This window comes from Sphingobacterium sp. UBA7249, from assembly GCF_002472835.1.
In the GTDB taxonomy this organism is placed as follows: domain Bacteria; phylum Bacteroidota; class Bacteroidia; order Sphingobacteriales; family Sphingobacteriaceae; genus Sphingobacterium; species Sphingobacterium prati.
The window spans coordinates 225,621-245,706 of the sequence record NZ_DKST01000001.1 but is presented as its reverse complement, the minus strand read 5'-3'; the positions used below and the strand labels follow the sequence as shown (position 1 = coordinate 245,706).

Genomic DNA, 20,086 nt, shown 5'->3' with positions numbered 1-20,086 from the left:
TCAGCGCCCATCATGGAAATGGTACACAGTTATGCTATAGATAAAAGAAATTACTCGATCTCACATTAGCCATAAAAAAATATAAAATGAAAAGAGTATTATTTATTTTTTGTTGCCTTCTGCTTTCATTTGGTACCTATGCTCAAGCAGGTCGGAAAACTTTAAGTTTTAATGCGGATTGGCGTTACCACATTGGCGATGTCAGCGATGCTGCTACTGCTGGATTCGATGACCGGGAATGGAAACAAGTTGTCTTGCCTCAAGCTTGGAATGAAGATGAAGCTTTTGCAAAAGCGATACATGACCTTTCTGCAAATATTGTTTGGTATCGGAAGAAATTTCGTATTCCTAAGGGCATTACTTCTGATAAGGTATTTTTAGAATTTGAAGGAATTCGCTTTGGGGGAGAGTTTTACCTTAACGGGAAATTTATTGGACGGCATGAAAATGGTGTCATGGCCGCCGGATTTGATCTATCAGATCTGATTGATCGTGATCGCGAAAATATCTTGGCGATACGCATTGACAATAGCTGGAGCTATCGGGAAAAGGCGACAAACAGTACTTATCAATGGAACGATAAAAACTTTAACGCAAATTATGGTGGCATTCCAAAAAATGTATGGATCCACTTTGCTTCCAAGATCTATCAGACGCTACCCTTGTATTCCAATTTAAAAACTACGGGTGTTTATGTCTATGCGAAGAATATGAACATCCCTAAAAAGACATTGGATCTTTTTGTTTCTTCGGAGGTGAAAAATGAAACCGATAAATCGAGTTTAGTCAACTTTGTTGCCGAAGTACGTAATGCCGATGGGAAGTTGGTGAAAACTTTTTCAAAAAAATTCAATCTCCCAGCCAATCAAACACAACAATTGACCATGAATTCAGCCTTGAATCAGGTTAATTTTTGGAGCTGGGGGTACGGCTATCTCTATACAGTTACGACAAAAATCTTGCGGGATAATAAAATCATCGATGCTGTGCAAACGAAAACAGGGTTTCGAAAAACAGCTTTTAAGAATGGAATGGTGTATCTGAATGATCAAGTTTTGATGATGAAGGGCTATGCACAGCGTACAAGTAATGAATGGCCTGCTGTCGGCTTGTCTGTAGCACCTTGGTTAAGTGATTTTAGCAATGGGCTGATGGTCAAAAGCAATGCGAATCTGGTTCGATGGATGCACGTAACCCCTTGGAAACAGGATGTTGAATCCTGTGATCGCGTGGGACTAATGCAAATGCTACCTGCCGGAGATGCCGAAAAAGATACCCAAGGCAGACGCTGGGAACAGCGGACAGAACTGATGCGTGATGCAATTATCTATTATCGAAACAGTCCCAGTGTTCTGTTTTATGAATGTGGAAACGAGTCTATTTCTGAGGAGCATATGGCAGAGATGAAAGCTATCCGGGATCAATACGATCCAGCTGGCGGACGGGCAATTGGTTCGCGTGAAATGTTAGACAGTAAGCTAGCTGAATATGGTGGTGAAATGCTATACATTAATAAAAGTGTCCGTCACCCGATGATTGCAACGGAATACATGCGCGATGAAGCCTTACGTAAATATTGGGACGAATTGAGCTATCCGTTTCACAAGGATGGTGAAGGTCCGCTTTACAAGGGTGTTGACGCCAGTGACTATAATAGAAACCAAGATAGTTATGTCGTGGAGACGGTCCATCGTTGGTGGGAGTATTGGAAAATGCGTCCCGGTACTGGTGATCGCGTAAATTCAGGTGGCGTCAATATTATTTTCTCGGATTCCAATACTCATTTTCGAGGAAAAGAAAACTATAGACGCAGTGGCGAGGTAGATGCCATGCGTATTCCCAAAGATGCTTACTTCGCCCATCAGGTCATGTGGGATGGTTGGATTGATCCAGATCCAAAGGGATTACATCTTGTTGGCCACTGGAACTATGCTCCCGGAACGAAAAAGGATGTATTAGTCGTCTCCGCTGCTGATCGTGTTGAATTATCCGTAAATGGCAAGATCCAAGGTGAAGCAGAAAAACGCTATAATTTCCTATACCGTTTTCCTGCAGTTGACTTTGAGGCCGGTGTATTGACTGCGAAATCATTTACGAAAGACGGAAAGTTGTTGAACAAAAAAGAACTAAGGACAGCAGGCGAACCTTATAAAATCCGTTTGACAGTGCAACATGGTAAAAATGGTTTATTTGCTGATGGTAACGATATGGTACTGGCGGAAGTTGAAGTGCTTGACAAGAATGGCGTACGTTGCCCATTAGCATCAAACAGGGTTGATTTCAACTTAGATGGACCGATGGATTGGCGCGGTGGTATCGCACAGGGACCCGATAATTATATTTTGGCCAAATCACTTCCGGTGGAGGCAGGTATAAATCGTGTATTACTTCGTACACAGTACGATAAATCGGGTCGAGTGCTGTTGAAGGCGACAGCTAATGGTCTTTTATCAGATTCAGTCGCCTGGACGGTGCAACCTATCAAAAAGACGGAGAATTATTTTGTAAAAGAATCTGCTGAAAATTTACCTTCCTTTTTAGAGCGGGGGCCAAGTCCAGAAAAACCTACTCTGGTACAGCTGAAAAAAAGCCTTAAAATCCGTGCGGCTACCGCTGGTGCCAATTCAGAGAAGGCAGCACAATCCTACGACGACAATGAACTGTCGGATTGGGTCAATGATGGACAGTTGGGCACAGCATGGATAACATACATTTTACAGGAAAAGTCCGACATTGATGAGATCGATCTGAAATTAAATAATTTTAGATCAAGATCCTACCCGCTACAGATTTTCGTAGACGACAAACTTGTTTTTGATGGAAATACGGATATTACTTTAGGCTACTGTACACTTTCGTTTCCGCGTACTAGGGGCGAAAAGGTAACCATAAAACTTAAAAATGCGCCTTTTACTGCAAAGGAAAACAATCAGGTAGAAATGGGCGGTAAAAAGCTTGATGATGGCGTGGCACGTAATGATGCCAATGCCAAAGGGACCTTGAGTATTATCGAAGCCGATATACATCAGGTGTTGGTTAATTAGGATTATACAGTAACACTAAAATAGTTTAATAACTCGAAATGGAGAAAATAGCATTTAAGATGAAATTAAAACCAGGCATGTCTGCGGAGTATCAGCGGAGACATGATGCGATCTGGCCGGAATTAACAACCTTATTGCGCGAAAATGGCGTGTCTGATTATAGCATTTTTTTGGATGAAGAGACGGATACCTTATTTGCTGTTCAGTACCTTGCAGGGCATTCCTCGCAAGAATTGGGCAAAGAAGCTATTGTTCAGAAGTGGTGGGATTATATGCATGATATCATGGAAGTAAATCCGGATCATTCCCCAGTTTCGATAAATTTGAAAAAAGTATTTCACATGGATTAGGCCAATTTTAACATGAAGAAAATCTATATATCGTTAATGCTTGCCTGTAATCTGTTGGCTTTCGGTCGAACGATGGCACAGGATTTATGGCCAGCAGTTACCAAAGAAATGAAACCCTGGACGCGTTGGTGGTGGCTCGGTTCAGCAGTGGACAGACCTAACCTCGAACGGGAACTAACCTTATTTGACAAAAGTGGGTTTGGCGGTGTTGAGATAACGCCTATTTATGGTGCTAAAGGTTTTGAATCCAACTATTTGACCTTCCTTTCTCCCCAATGGATGAATATGCTGGGTGTAACAACGGATAAGGCAAAAACCTTGGGGATGGGGGTGGATATTAATTTGGGAACAGGTTGGCCTTTTGGTGGACCTCAAATCAAGGAGAAAGATGCCGCCACGAAATTGATCCTGGATGAATTTGAATTGAAAAAAGGTGAAAAAATTACTTTCCCTTTGAAACCAAAAGACCCCAAACAGCGTTATTTTTTCCTGCAAGCTTTACGCGCATTTAAATCCGATAATAGCGAAATTAACCTGGATGATTACAGTTCACATAGCGATGGAACTTGGGAAGCACCGACCGACGTACGTTTATTGGCTGTATTCTCAGGAAGAACGGGGCAAAAAGTGAAACGTGCTGCACCGGGTGGAGAGGGGTATACTTTGGATCACCTCGGACAGCATTCTGTCGCATCTTATTTCAATAGATTTGCCGAAGTATTTAAGGATAAACAATTGAATGTCCGCGCCTTTTTTAACGATAGTTACGAGGTATATGGGGCGAACTGGACAGATGAATTTTTACAATCGTTCGAACGAATAAAGGGATATAAACTGCAGGATAATCTTTTGGATTTTGCAGGAAAGGGAGGAAATGAAAATAAAACAGCACGTCTAAAATCTGATTATCGTGAAGTTGTAAATGCGTTACTGGCCAACAACTTTTTGATCCCATTTACAGATTTTGCCCATCGCTATCAAGCGATTTCAAAAAATCAAGCGCATGGATCTCCAGGAAACCTGATTGATTTATATGCCGATACAGATATTCCCGAGTGTGAAACCTTTGGATCCAGTAGTTTTGCTATTCCCGGATTAAGACGTGACACTGCCGATATTCGTAATGTAGACCCGGATCCAATAATGGCTAAGTTTGCAACCTCAGCAGCAAATGTGTATGGGAAGAAATATACTTCTTCGGAGACGTTCACTTGGTTGACGGAACATTTTAAAACCTCCTTGTCACAAACGAAACCCGAAGTTGAACAATTATTCCTGGCGGGGGTGAATCATGTGTTCTACCATGGGACAACCTATTCGCCTAAAAATGTTCCCTTTCCGGGTTGGTTATTCTATGCGTCTGTTAACTTTGTTCCCCAAAATTCATTCTGGGATCACCTATCCGGTTTGAATCAATATATTACACGTGTCCAATCCATTCTACAGTCCAGTCGTGCCGACAATGAATTGTTGGTGTATTGGCCCATTTACGATATTTGGAACAATGCCAAGGGGATGGATAAAGCGTTGAAGGTTCATGATGTTGACGAGTGGTTGCACCCAACGCAATTTTATAAACAAAGTGTTCAACTACAGAAACGTGGGTATAGCTTTGATTTTGCAACAGATAAAATTCTGGCGGGAACAACTGTAAACGACGGAAAACTACAAACTTCGAAGGATGCGATCCCGTATCGAGCGATTTATATCCCTGCCTGTCATTATTTTTCGGAAGTGACGCTTCAGAAAATTTTAGAAATGGCGAAGCAAGGAGCAACTGTCATTTTCCAACAATTACCGCAGGAAGTACCTGGGTATAATCAATTGGATGAACGCACTGCGCTATTCAATAAATTAATTACATCGCTTGGTTTTGAAAAAGATAAGGCGAACCAGTATACGGCTTTTGGAAAAGGTAAAATCTATCTGACGACGGATGTCAATTCAGCCCTCGAAACAGAACAGATAGCACCCGAACGAATTAACCAAGCAGGACTGAAATTCTCGAGAAGAGTCTCTGGTAAGGATACATATTATTATTTGGTCAATCACAGCGAACGGACCGTGGATCGTAGTATGACGCTAAATGCACAGGCTAAATATTATTCTTTGTTGGATCCGCAGACGGGAAGAGTATTTAAGTTACCATCAACGGATGGTAAAATACGGGTGCAGATTCCTTCGGGTTATTCCTGGATCATTTTGGCTTCTGAGCAACAAGCCGCGGAACCATTCCGCTATCAAGATGAATTGAGTCAAGTGACTCAATTGGATCATGATTGGAAAGTTAGCTTTATTTCAGGAGGATCTGTTTTACCGCATGCTAGAAAAATCGGTCGACTGTCATCCTGGACGGAATGGGGCGATAAGGATGCGATCAATTTTTCGGGTGCCGCGGCGTACGAGAAAACGTTTTCCATCGAGAAGGATCAATCGAAATCTTATCTGTTGAAGCTTGGACGTGTTGCTGAAAGCGCTCGTGTATTTATCAACGGGCAGGATGTAGGTATTTTATGGTCAATACCCTTTCAACAGGATATTACCAAGTGGTTGGTCAATGGAGAAAATAAAATCCGTATCGAGGTTGCTAACCTAATGGCAAATCGTATTCGTCAGCTGGATCAGCAAAAAATTGCCTGGCGTAATTACCATGAAATAAACTTTGTCAATATCAACTATAAAAACTTTGATGCCAGCGATTGGAAACCAATGGAAAGTGGTCTGATCGGTCCTGTGACTTTGTGGAGTTATTAATTGCGGGCCGGGACATTCAGACTGCTTAAACAAATAGAAGCAAACGCAATCGTTGTTCCATTTTATTTCCAGAAATCTGTCAATTGAATATGGCGCTATTATTCCNNGGAATAATAGCGCCATATTCATTATATAGTGCGTGACTTTAGTTGTCAATTCCCTCCCGCTCCTGCTCAGGATGGGGCAGGATGGTTAGTAGAACCATATGTTTTATCTTCGAAGTGCCAATTGTGAGCTACAGAAAATAAAAGAGCTATAACCTATCACAAGTATTTATTGCCGTATCATTTTTTAGCGTTACCAATTATTAACAAAGTTACCAGTCAATTTTTTATTGAACCAATATATCTAAATTATGTTATCATCCAGATTTACATTACTATGGATCAGCTTGCTGGCCCTCACGGTTTCCTGTCGGAAAGAGGCCTTTGATGCTTATTATGGCAGACCGGATTGGTTGGCCAGCCCAATTTACCAACAATTGGATTCCATGGGCGATTTTAAAAATTTCCTTAACTGTATTCAGTTGTCAGGCTATCAGAACACACTGGGGACAGCGGGTTCATGGACGGTATTTGCACCGACGGATAAAGCCTTTGAACAATTTATGAATGAACAGGGAATCGCAGATATGACCAAGGTTAGTCCTGAGCTTGCGGAGAGGATCGTCCGCTCTTCGATGACCTATGATGGCGAGCGTATCGAAAAACTAAGCGATTTCTTTTCTAAACAAGGGTGGCAACCAGGATTGGCTTTTAGACGTCGTTCTGTGTATTATGATTTTGTGGAGAGCGAAGATTTGGGAAATGGCAAAATTCGCAAATTTGTCTCGACCAATCGTGGTTCAGATAAGTTATATGTGCCGATAGAAAACAATAATAAGCACCTGACCTATTTCTTTGATGCCTATATGGCACAGCGGGGCTTAGGAAAGTCAGATTATACTGTGTTTTATCCCAACTCTACCTATAGCGGACTGAATGTCGGTGCTGCAAATATTGATCCGAAACGCAATAATATTGCAGCAGAAAATGGTTATATCCATGTTGTCGACCGAGTATTACTTCCGGAGAAAAGCATTGATCAATATTTGACTAGAAGTGATGAGTATTCATCTTTTAAATCGATTTTGGATTTGTTTGCAACTTATACCTACAACGCGGATCTGACCCGTAAAAATGAAGTGTTAACAGGAAGCAAAGATTCTGTTTTTGTTAAAAGTTATACGGGGGTGGGGCTGGCTCTTAACAATGAGAACTACACGAAGGAGGATGCTAACGATGCACAGATCAATAATTTTTCGGTCACTATCCCAAGTAATGAAGCCGTTGATAAATATGTCAGGGGTATGTTGCTCCAATATTATCCGAAAGGGTCTACGCTCAAGGATTTGTATGCAACAAATAGCGGTGTCTTGGTTGAATTTATTAATTCACATCTCTATAATACGCAATTATGGCCATCCCAGTTTACAAATCAACAAAACTTTCTTGGTGAAAGTACCAAGCTAACTAAAGCGAATATTAAAGAAACCAAATTATTGAGTAATGGTACATTCTATGGCGTAGATGTTTGTCAAAAGGCTAATGTATTTCAGTCGGTATATGGCAGTGTACTGCTAAACCCAAAGTACAGTTTAATGCGACGTGCGATTGAACGTATGGGAATGAATCTGACGCTTAAAATACCCACCTTACGCTACATGCTTGTTTTGGTCTCCGATGATAATTTATACAAGATGGGGTTTGATTACGATGCATACAACACGACTGATCCAATTCGCTATAAGGGTGGGAATGGTACACCTGAGATGCGTGAGGTCTTAAATGCGCATATTATTCCTTTAAATAACGATCCTATTCCAGATCTAAGTGGTACTGGAGTGCTGGAAAGTTACGCCGGAGAATACATCAAATATGATCATATGATGTTATCATCGAGCGGCACCTTAGACAGTGTTGCCAACAAGCAAGCGCTGAAAATTGATTCAACGAGCACGGGTACGAACTTGTCAGGGCCACTAAATGGCGTTTCAGTCTATCTGGATGGCGGGTTGACCTCGTCAAATACGAATATCGGTTTCTTTTTGCAAAAAATGGGGGCAGACCAAGTCAGTTCACCATACAATGCATTCTACAATTATTTGATCAAAAGTACGCTGTATTCTGCAACCGATGGTGTAGTCAAAGGAATTGAGTTGGGACTCAACTACAGTATGCTGATTCCGAACAACGCGGCAATTGCCGCAGCAATCGCAGAAGGCGATCTGCCGTCAGCAAATGCTCCTACCTCGCAAGTTGATATCGATAAGGTAACTCGGTTTATCCAGTACCACATTACGCGCAATTCTTTTGCGATCGATGGCAAAAAGACCGGTTATTTTCAGACCTTATGTAAAAATATCGATGGCGATGCACAGTCGGTACAAGTGGTGCTCAATCAAAAGAATAAGCTTCAAGTAATGGATAATGCTGGACGTGTTGTCGATGCAAATATAGCTCAAAGTAACCTTTTGGGACAGCGTGTGGTCATTCATTCCATCAGCAGTTATCTTAAACACGGCTTATAACCCTAGACCTCCTATGAAGATAAAACAAATTAAACTTTTAGTTCTGCTGATCGGCTTTTTTGCAGGATTTCAGTATAGTGCGTATGCACAAAATGCGTCACTTTTAATTGGAAAAGTGACGGAGAAGAAAACCAACCAACCTGTGGTTGGCGCTACAGTCGTGCTAAAGGATAACGAGAACCGGACTATCGTGGGTACGGTAACTGATGTGGAAGGGAATTATAGTCTCCGTGCCAATATGAAGGGGTTAAAATTAATGGTGAGCAGCACAGGATATAAATCGTCCGTACCCACCTTAGTCGGTGAGCGTAAAGCGATCAATGTACAGGTTGAGTCAGCACAGCATACAATTGAAGAAGTCACTGTCTCACGCGGTAGACCCGTAAACGATGGAATGGGGATGGGGATTTCCAAAGCACGTAATACGGCCGCGATCTCAACAATTAGCATGGAGGAAATGTCCGAAATGCAGTCCGCATCCGTTGATCAAGCCCTACAGGGGCGTTTGCCAGGGGTGGATATTACGACCGTCTCCGGCGATCCTGGAGCAGGGATGCAAATCCGAATTCGGGGTACTTCCTCCCTCAACGGAGCAACAGATCCACTGATCGTGGTAGATGGTATGCCCTACGATATTACAGTCCCTGATGATTTTGATTTTGCGACATCCGACGAAAATTCTTACGGTCAGTTGCTCAATATTGCTCCTTCAGATATTCAGGATATCTCGGTATTGAAGGATGCAGCGGCGACAGCGGTATGGGGATCACGTGGTGCCAATGGCGTATTAGTTATCAATACCAAACGGGGTACTGTAAGTGCACCTTCCTTCGGGTATACGTTTAAAGGCTCGTTTTCAAAACAACCGCAGGCGATACCGCTGTTAAATGGCGATCAATACACGACTATGCTTCAGGAGTCTTTCTACAACGCGGGACGTGTATTTTCGACAACAGAGAATGCGCAACAGTTTCAATACGATCCAAACGACACCTATATTTACCATAACTACAGTAACAATTCCAATTGGATCGATGCGATTACACAATTAGGCTATTTTCAGGATCACAATATTCAGGTACGCGGCGGCGGTGAGAAAGCACGTTACATGACTTCAATCGGTTATTTTAATCAAGAAGGTACTACAATCGGTACCGGTCTCGATCGTTTATCTGCCCGAATCAACCTCGATTATCTGGTCTCCGAAAGGATCAGCTTTCAGTCAGATGTATCCTATAGCCATGTCTCCAACGATAATATCTTTTATAAAAATGTAAGGGATGTTGCCTATCAAAAAATGCCAAATCAAGCGATCTGGGAATACGATGAGTATGGGCGCCTGACAGGTAACTTATTTAATCCGGCGCAGACTGCCCAGGGATATTTCCGACCTGCGGAGGCAGACAAAAACGCTTCCGGTACTTATAACGCACTGTCGATGGTCAAAAATGCCATCAACAAGCAGCTGGGCGATATCTTGAATACCCGATTTAATATCGACTATAAATTGATACCAAATGTACTGCGGTTTTCGAGTAACCTTGCGCTCAATATCCGCAATAATAAATCGAAAAATTTCTTACCTCAATTGGCTACTGGTAGGCCGTTTACTGAATATTCTGTAAATAGAGCGTCTGATTCGGATTTGGACGAATTTTCACTCAACACGAAGACGAGCCTATTGTATACGCCACAATTGGGTAAAAAACATTTGTTTACAGCGAATATGTCTTTCCTGACTTCTGATTATCGGAGTACCATTCAGGGGTTGAGTTCGACAAACACGGCGTCTTCTTATTTGCAGGATCCGACGGTACCTTCTCGGACATTGACGGGTGATGCCAAATCGATCACGACACAAACTAGATCCATCGGAGGCTTGATCCAGGCCAACTACATGTTGTTGGAAAAATATGTGGTCGCGGCTAGCGTACGTGGAGATGGCAACTCTAGATTTGGTCCGGACAATCGCTATGGTATATTTCCGGCCTTTTCAGCGGCTTGGCAAATCGGTCGGGAAAATTTTCTGAAAGATATCCGTCAGATCAAGGATGTTAAATTGCGGGCGAGTTGGGGGCGTAGCGGTAATGCGCCACGCAGAGATTATAGCTACATCAATGTATATAAAACCTATGACTATGCTTACCTAGGCGAGAATGGGGTCTACTCGAGCAATCTTGAACTCGCAGATCTGAAATGGGAAACGGTGACCCAGCAAAACTTGGGATTGGACGTGGATATGTTTGACTACCGTTTGACTTTTGGTGCCGAAGTATATAAAAAGAGAACCACAGATCTGATGATGGACAAGATCCAGATTCCGACCTACAATGGTTTTAGTGAAATCAGTATGAATGTGGGAACCATGGACAACGACGGATGGGAGGCATCCTTGAACGTAGTACCTGTCCGCAACAAGAAATGGGACGTCAGTTTTAATTTCAATATTGCACATAACCAAAACGTGATCCGAGAGATTTCACCTTTATACCCAAGGGAAAATGCCAAGTCATCCTTGAAAAACAAAACATTTTTCGCTTACCTACAAGAAGACAATCCTTTTGGTTCCTTCTATGGTTTCCGTTATCAGGGCGTATATAAAGACAAGGAATCAACTATCGCGACCGATGCACAAGGTAACCAGATTGTTAGTCCAGACGGTGATGTTGTATATATGCGGTTTAACTACCCAACCGTTGATTATGTATTTCAACCGGGTGATGCCATCTATGAAGATATTAACCATGACGGCGTGATCGATCAAAAGGATATTGTTTACCTCGGAAACAGCAACCCCAAACTTACGGGTGGCTTTGGTTTTAATGTAGGGTATAACAAACGCTTGAAATTAAGTGCCTTCTTCAACTATAGACAAGGTATTGATATGATCAACGGTACACAGATGAATACGACAGATATGACAAGCTACAACAACCAGAGTACTGCGGTATTGCGTCGTTGGCGCAAAGAAGGCGATGTAACGGATATTCCGAGAGCCTTGTATGGCACAGGCTATAATTCCTTGGGATCCAGTCGCTATGTGGAAGATGCATCTTTCATACGCTTACGTACCGTTACCTTGAAATATGACTTTGCACAAGAATTCTTGAACCGTCTGCGGATCGGGGCATTGAGTACGTATATAACAGTTGAAAATCTTTTGACCTTTACCAAGTACACTGGACAGGATCCTGATGTGGCTGTGAAATTAAAAGATGCCTTTACGGTATTGAAAGACGATTCCATGACGCCACCGCTAAAGACGGTGACACTGGGTATCACTGCACGTTTTTAATTGAAAAATGATGAGAAAGATAATTATAATGAGCCTTCTTGCGCTATCTAGCGTATCGCTCAATTCATGTAATAAATGGCTTGATCTGCAGCCACAAGACGGTATTACCAACGTCGAGTTTTGGAAAACTAAGGAAGATGTCCATGCAGGTCTGATTGGAATTTATTCATCATTAAATGGAGGGGGGGTAGAAAAAAGCCTTTTCCTTTGGGGGGAATTGCGGGCGGATTTGGTGGGTTTAACCAGCTATGCGAGTGATGATAACCGTTTTGTCAAAAATTATAATATTCTGAGCACCAATACGATCTCTGATTGGAGCGCCGTGTATACTGCAATCAATAATTGTAATCTCTTGATCGACAAGGCACCACAGGCAAAAGAATCTGATCCTACTTTTACTGATGCTGAATACAATGATGCCGTCGGCGAGGCACTCGCTATTCGGAGTTACTTATATTTTTATTTGGTACGTACCTTTCGTGATATACCTCTAAAATTAAAAGGTATTGCAAAAGATACCGACATTGTCCCTACTACCCAATCCACCGCAGAGGAGGTTTTGAAGCAAATTGTAGCGGATTTGATCAAAGCTCAGGGAATGGTGCCGGAATATCTTGTGGAGTCTGTAGATTATAACGCAACAAATACAGGAAGGGTGACCAGATCGGCGGTCACTGCGATGCTGGCCGATGTATACCTTTGGTTGGAACAATACGACAAAGTCGAAGTAGAGACGGCCAAAATATTAAATACTGGTCGCTATCGGTTAAATGGGATAGCTACGGTTTCTATTTTTGACGGCGGAACAGCGGAGACCATCTTTGAGATTAGTCATAAGGGTTCTCAGGTAAATCCCATGTTTGACTTGGTTTTGGCCGACAAGAAACCTTTTATGGCCAATGTAGACCTGTTGAATTCTGAAATTTTTCCAGCAAATGCGGATGTAGATGCAGATCTGTCCGATTCACGTGGTGAAGGAGGTTTATATTTACCTGCAGGTAGTATTGTCAAGTATGGCTTGGAAACACCGGACTATTTTAACTTTCAAATTTATCGGGTTTCCGATGTCATGCTAATGCGGGCAGAGGCGCTGGCTGAATTAAACAGGGGGTCAGAAGCATTGCAATTGATTAATGAGCTGCGGACAAAAAGAAAGGCTATCGCTGCATCTGATGCTTTGGTCGATGAAAATGATACCGAGAGTATCATTTTCTATGTGTTTGATGAACGAGCCCGTGAATTGACTTTTGAGGGTAAGCGCTGGTTTGACCTTTTGCGTCTAGCAAAAAAGGATAATTATGCCAATTTAAATGTTTTGGTAGACCTCGTGACGAAAACTGCGGATTCCAATGTACAGCAATCGGCTATCAGTAAGGTTAGAGATATCAATAGTCACTACCTTCCAATCTTGGAGAACGAGTTATTTAAGGATAAATCACTAAAACAAAACCCATTTTACCTAAAATAAGACTGATGAAATATCCACGATTGCAAAGTATAAACTCGAATGAAAATAATGTGGATATTCCATATGGCCTTAAAAAAGCAAACCGAGCTTGCGAGCTCATGAAATAATTATTTACATATGAAAAAGCAACTGAATATGTCATTTTGGATAATTGGTGCATTGTTTGCGCTGATTATCGGTCTGATTCAGGCCTGCCAGAAAGAAAATTACCGCACAACCACGACTGATGAGGTGAATATCACCGGTTATCTCGAACAACATGCGGATGATTATTCGCTATTGACCGATATTATGTACCGTTCGAAAACAGCGGGCTATCTAGGAGCCTACGGTACCTATACGCTCTTTGCGCCAAATAATGCAAGTATCACAACTTGGATGAAGGATAATGGCAAATCAGCATTAACCGATTTTACCGATGCTGAGTTGTTGGACTTTATCAAATACCACGTCGTACGTGATACGGTAGGTACGCTCCGTTTTTCGGATGGAAAGATTAAAACACCGAGCTTGTTTGGTGAGTATCTGTACACAGATGTGCTTCGGGGAAATTATCGAATCAATAAATCTGCCATGGTTACCAAATCGAATATTTTTTGTGGTAATGGTATTATCCATGCGATCGATAAAGTATTGACCCCACCGGTACAGAGTATTGCCGAGATGGTTGCCAATAATCCACGATATCGTATTTTTTCTGCCGCACTAAAAGAAACTGGATTTTATGATACATTGTATTATAAGCGTGGAATGGAAATAGCTGCTAACAAGCGATTTCAAACCCTAATTGTCGAGTCAGATTCAGCCTTGAATACTTTAGGGATACACGATATTTCTGATTTAAAGGCGAAATACTCCCAGACAGGTAACCCCAAGAATCCAAAGGACAGCTTATGGTTATATATGGCTTACCATATCACTAATGATGCGAAGTTTTTGGAGGATGTCGTGGCTGGTGGAACGCTCTATACCTTGGCACCAAAAGAAATTATTACCACCAAATTGTTTAGTACGAGTGTTTTGTTGAATGAAGGAACTTTTAACGGAATCTTCGAACCAGGGGCGGAATTAAACCGGACCTACAGTGATCTTATGGCTTCCAATGGCGTGATCCACGAAAGCAAACAGGAAGTTAAGATAAAAGTGCGGCCGCAAGTACCGGTTTATTTTGATATAGCGACCTCGCCTGAATTACTCTCTTCGCTGGGTAGTGCCTATCAAAGTACAGCCAAGCCCTTGGTTGCCAATGGTCAGCCAATTGCAAATTCAATTGGTTTTAATAATCTTACTGTATTAACGATCGGAACCAATGCCTACACGTATTATAAAGCGTTGGAATCTAAACGTCCGTATGCAAATGGTGATTTGTTAAGTTTATCCTTGTGTTTCAATAATGCCAATCGTGCGAAATGGATCGAATTCAAAACCCCTTATTTGGTCAAAGGCCGTTATAAAGTCTGGATTTGCTATGCACAACATGGGGACGCGCCTGAGATACAGGCAACTTTCAATCCAGGGAAAGCTGATGAGCAGATTTTGCCGAATATTATCGTATTGAATCAAACTTTGACAGCTTCCGGCGTCAGTGATTTGGGCAATCCGAATGCAGACAATCTCATGTTGGCCCAAGGCTACAAACGTTATATGGCCACTGTAGGTGATTATAATGCAAACAATGTTACCGGTGGATTGAAGGCGAAGACCGGTAGTGAGGCTTCGTTGAATGTAGGTCGGTTGGCTGGAATCATTAACGTGGAAACCACGGACCGTCATGTTATTCGATTTGAAGCAGTAAAGGATAAAAAATGTGGTAGCAATACGGTTTATCTGGATATGATCCAATTTATCCCAGCAGATGATCTGGAGCAAAACTATCCACGTTTCCACCAGTTAACAGGCGAACTGTTTTATAGACCACAACAATAACAGATTATGATGAAAGATACCTTAAAATATATGGGGGTGATGATGGTCTTGTTACTGTCACTCGCCTCCTGTACAAAAAAATGGGAAGATCATTTTGGGAATACCAGTACACAAAAAAACTTGTATGAGTTGATTTCCGAAAATCAGGATTTCTCGGCCTTTACGGAATTGTTGAATAAATCGGGCTATGCAGAATCATTGAAGGCCTCGAAAAACTATACATTGATTATTCCGACTAACGCGGCAATGGCAGCAGTTAAGGCGGACTATAACTTTACAGATACAGCGGTGGTCAAAAGTTTTGTTGGCTATCATATCATCAATTCGATCTACAATGTGAATACGGGTGTTGATACCGTAAAAGCCCTGAATATGCGCAACAAATATGTAGAGTTTACCCATGGTGAATTTGATGGCGTTGTACCGACAAAGAGCAATGTGATCGCCAGTAATGGGATCTATCATGTGGTAGGCCAACCGCTTAAACCTCTACAGAATATCTTTAACTTATTGCTATCAAAGTTTGCCGACACTAAACAGGTGGAAGCTATTGCTTCTTTTGATACCGTGTATCGTGAAGGTGAGACAATCACGTATCATACGAGTCCTGTTTGGATCAGTGAAGTGCGACGGAATATGACCACTGAAAACCGTAAGTATACTTATTTTGTAGTGGATGACGAGAGCTATGAGGTAGAGTATGCCAAGTTAAAGCCATATTACACGACTGCTTATGAAGAAGGAAATACGACTCGGCCAGATAGTACAACGACTTTCTTTACAAAGAAAGCCGTTTTACGAGATTTTATGGTAGAGGGAGATCTGAGCGCTGAAGCTCTTGCGGCTGGTGTAGTCTCCATTACAGGAACGGCCTTTCAACTTAATCCAGCTGATATTATCTCGCGGACGAAGACCAGTAACGGAGCGGTATATCGTGTCAAACACCTGACGTATAAACTAAGTGATCAAATCAAAGAAATCAAGGTTTTAGGTGTTGAGCCCCGCGGTTACAAGCAGAATGATAAACGAGGTAATATTTTCTTTAGGGATAAACGCGACATGAATGGGGCGTTATATCAAGATATTGAGATTTACAATCATGGTGTAACATCATTCTATGCCAAGTACCGCGCATTGAGCATGAATGTGGGCAAATATAAAGTCTATGGTCGTGCGATTATGGGATTGGCAGGGGATCCACAGACAGCTGCATTCACGCAATACATCCATTTTTTAGATCCCAGTATCGTCGCAATCAATGAGCCTGATCAGTATAAGCGACAAGTGCTTAACAGTGCGGGCAATGTAGACACAAGAATGGTCTTTGAAGTACAACCTTTAAACCCCAATGAGGTCTATTTAGGCGAAGTAACCCAAGATGTATATGGCAATATGCAACTATTGGTCATGTCCAATGGTACTGGGCCAATTATCTTGGAATACCTCAGATTTGTACCTATTATCCAATAACCAAATGACGACAAAGATGATTTTTAATAAAGTGAATAGTAAGTTAGGATTAATCTTGTTGCTCACGACTTTAGGGGGACAAGCCACATGGGCGCAAGAGAATGATTCTACTGTAAAAAAGGCGACAACGATCTCGCGACCACAATATAAGGTAACGGGTACGGTTTATGACAGTAAAACCAATAAGGTAATTGCTGGAGCACGGGTAACCTATGGGAAAAATGTGGCTAAATTGACTAATTCCAAAGGTGAATTTTCGATGGACATTCCAGTAAAGACTGCGGTTGTAGAAGTCTCTATGGATGGCTACATCCCAAAACAGGTTCCGATCCTGAAAGATGGAAAACTACGCGTGACGCTGTATCCCTCAGATTATCGATCGCTTTATAAGACAACAGCAACTGTTTTTGGCGATAATGATGTATTGTCTAGTGGCGGTGCTGTGGATAAATTGGAGTTCAATGCTTGGGAAGAAAATTCTGAAACAGTAGGCAGTTACTTGCAGGGGAAGATGGCAGGAGTCAATGTCGTACGCCGCTCAGGGACACCGGGTATCGGAGCCAACGTTAATATACGCGGATTATCATCGCTCTATACCAACAACCAACCCTTGTATATCGTAGATGGAGTAGTATACAATGCTGAGCATTTGTCTCCCTCCATTACGACAGGGCACCTGAACAATGCTTTGCAACATATCGATGTACGTGATATTGAGAATGTAACTGTGTTGAAAGATGCGGTAGTGGCGTCGATTTATGGTGCAAAGGCGGCCAACGGTATCGTGGTGATAAATACTAATCACGCAAGGGAGGTTGCTACGCAGATCGATTTGCAAGCCAATACGGGCTATAATTTCCGCCCGAAAAGCTTGCCGGTAATGGGAGCCTATGCCTATCGTAGTTACCTCAATGATGTACTGGCAACGAGTAAATATACCGGAACTGAAATTGCAGCCTTGCCCTTTAATAACGATAATCCAAAATTTGAAGATTATGCCGTGTACCACAATGAGACCAATTGGCAAGAAGAAGTGCTCAAAAGCAGTATTGATCAAAACTATTACCTGCGAGTAACGGGTGGGGATGATATTGCGAAATATGCGCTTTCGGTTGGGTATAATGACGAAAAAGGGATTATAGACCAAACATCGCAGACCCGCTATACGGCACGTTTCAATGGGGATATGGTATTGACAAAAAAATTTACGGCACAAAGTAATATTTCGATTGGTTATGGACAGCAAAATCTCAAAGATCAGGGATTTTCACCAAAGACAAATCCTTTGTTTTTATCAATGATCAAAGCACCGATCTTAAATACCAATGAAGTGTCTTCGGATGGAACTGTCTCGCCAAACTATGCCGATGCAGATTATTTTGGTTATTCCAATCCGATGCAGATTATTCATAATGGTATTAATAATAAAAAAGCGTACCGTCTACTAGGGTCTTTGGTTTTTAATTATGAGTTTAATGACAAGTTTAAATTAAGTAACCTAACCACCGTAACCTATGATAAAGCACAGGAGAATTTTTTTATTCCCAAGAAGGGCGTAGCAAAGGACACGATCAACAACATCGAAGTATTCAGTCGATTGGGGACGCAAGTAGCGCGGTATTATTCCATTTCCAATGATTTACGTTTGCAGTATAAGCAAGACTTTGGATATTCAGGTAAACTACAAGCCATTGGCGGGATCCGGTACCACAAACATGATTCGGAACAGGACTATGCATTGGGGTATAACTCAGCCACCGACCAGTTGGTAAGTATCGGTAACTCGACAGCAGTATCGCGTACTTATGGTGGTAATATCGGCAAATGGGCGAATATGACAGGATATGGATTGGCCAACTTTACATGGAAAGATCGTTATATTTTTAATGGATCTATCGCCATGGATGGCTCTTCCCGTTTTGGCGATCAGGTCAGTGCGGGTGTTCGGATTGCGGATAAAACCTATGGGTTATTTCCGGCAGTGGCTGGTGCCTGGGTATTATCCAATGAGGATTTCTTAAAGAATAGCAGCAAAGTTAATTTGGCGAAGTTGCGTTTGAGTTATGGTTTGGTAGGTAATGATGATATCGGTAACTATGATGCACGGCAAAACTATGTGTCACAGAACTTTTTGGGCGTGCAGGGATTAGTCCGCGATGGAGTCGCCAACCCCTATTTAAAATGGGAAAAAGTGGAGAAAATAAATGCAGGATTTGATTTGGCCTTGTTTCAGGAGCGCCTGAATCTAACGGTGGATATCTACCAAAACACCACACGGGATATGTTGGCCTATAATCCGGGCAATACGGTATCTGGGATCAGCTACTATTTATACAATAATGGTTCAATGCGAACCAAGGGGATTGACCTGAGTGTATTCGGTCGTATTATCAACGGTCCTGTTAAATGGGATGCGGGTATCAATTTGGGACATTATAAAAGCCGTATGCTGAGTATGCCGGAAACGAGTTTTAGCCAATATGCGGGTGCTACCTATATTACCGAAACCGGTGGTGCGCCGAATGCGTTTTATGGCTACCAGTTCGAAGGTGTGTACAGTACTGACGCAGAAGCTTCGACAGCAGGTTTGTCAGTTGTGGATGCCGCAGGCAATAAGGTTGCTTTTACAGCGGGAGATGCCAAGTTTGCGGATCGCAATGGCGACAAACTCATTGACGCTAAAGACCGCGTCGTGATTGGTGATCCCAATCCTGACTTGATTGGAGGGCTGAGCAATACCGTCACGTATAAAAATTGGAAATTTGGGGCTTTGTTTACTTTTAGCGTGGGCAATGATATTTATAATTATACCCGTGCACAACTTGAATCGGGCAGTACCTTTTACAATCAGACGGAGCTTTTGCAGAATAGGTGGCGGGTGGAAGGACAAGTGACGGATGTGCCTAAAGCGACATATAATGATCCAATGGGCAATAGTCGTTTTTCAAATCGTTGGATCGAGGATGGATCGTACCTGCGTCTACGTCAAATTTCGGTTGAATACGGTATTCCAGTCAATAAAAAGATCATCAAATATGTGCGTCTGTATGGAACGGCCAATAATTTGTTTACCATCAGTAAGTACTTGGGGTATGATCCCGAATTCGCACAATCTGCTGATGTCTATCATCAAGGTATTGATGTGACATTGGAACCATTGGTTAGATCTGTCCAATTAGGACTTCGTTTAGGTTTGTAATAAGCAGCAGC

At 42.1% G+C, this 20,086-nt stretch carries 9 protein-coding genes; all 9 read left to right on the top strand.

The genetic code is table 11. From position 1 onward, the window contains the following. The first annotated feature begins 86 nt into the window (after nucleotides 1–86). The 9 genes from B4A24_RS00880 (at nucleotide 87) to B4A24_RS00840 (ending at nucleotide 20,075) form a co-directional block, all read left to right on the top strand. Nucleotides 87–3,044, top strand: a complete 2,958-nt coding sequence (locus B4A24_RS00880; protein ID WP_293941425.1) for a sugar-binding domain-containing protein — start codon at nucleotides 87–89, stop codon at nucleotides 3,042–3,044. Nucleotides 3,045–3,082: 38 nt separating this feature from the next. Continuing rightward, nucleotides 3,083–3,394 (top strand): L-rhamnose mutarotase, encoded by a 312-nt coding sequence (gene rhaM, locus B4A24_RS00875; RefSeq protein ID WP_293941423.1) that lies wholly within the window; start codon nucleotides 3,083–3,085, stop codon nucleotides 3,392–3,394. A 12-nt stretch (nucleotides 3,395–3,406) separates the two neighbouring features. After that, nucleotides 3,407–6,148, top strand: coding sequence for a glycosyl hydrolase (locus B4A24_RS00870; RefSeq protein WP_293941420.1), 2,742 nt, complete (start codon nucleotides 3,407–3,409; stop codon nucleotides 6,146–6,148). A gap of 355 nt (nucleotides 6,149–6,503) precedes the next feature. Further along, nucleotides 6,504–8,717, top strand: a complete 2,214-nt coding sequence (locus tag B4A24_RS00865; RefSeq protein WP_293941417.1) for a fasciclin domain-containing protein — start codon at nucleotides 6,504–6,506, stop codon at nucleotides 8,715–8,717. A 13-nt stretch (nucleotides 8,718–8,730) separates the two neighbouring features. Further along, nucleotides 8,731–12,012, top strand: coding sequence for a SusC/RagA family TonB-linked outer membrane protein (locus tag B4A24_RS00860; RefSeq protein WP_293941414.1), 3,282 nt, complete (start codon nucleotides 8,731–8,733; stop codon nucleotides 12,010–12,012). 10 nt (nucleotides 12,013–12,022) lie between these two features. Continuing rightward, nucleotides 12,023–13,480, top strand: a complete 1,458-nt coding sequence (locus tag B4A24_RS00855; protein ID WP_293941411.1) for a RagB/SusD family nutrient uptake outer membrane protein — start codon at nucleotides 12,023–12,025, stop codon at nucleotides 13,478–13,480. A gap of 135 nt (nucleotides 13,481–13,615) precedes the next feature. After that, entirely contained in the window at nucleotides 13,616–15,406 is a 1,791-nt protein-coding gene (locus B4A24_RS00850; protein WP_293941408.1) for a fasciclin domain-containing protein, read from the top strand. Between the two features lie 6 nt (nucleotides 15,407–15,412). Then, nucleotides 15,413–16,876 (top strand): fasciclin domain-containing protein, encoded by a 1,464-nt coding sequence (locus tag B4A24_RS00845; RefSeq protein ID WP_293941405.1) that lies wholly within the window; start codon nucleotides 15,413–15,415, stop codon nucleotides 16,874–16,876. 16 nt (nucleotides 16,877–16,892) lie between these two features. Further along, entirely contained in the window at nucleotides 16,893–20,075 is a 3,183-nt protein-coding gene (locus tag B4A24_RS00840; RefSeq protein WP_293941402.1) for a SusC/RagA family TonB-linked outer membrane protein, read from the top strand. The last annotated feature ends 11 nt before the right edge of the window (nucleotides 20,076–20,086 follow it).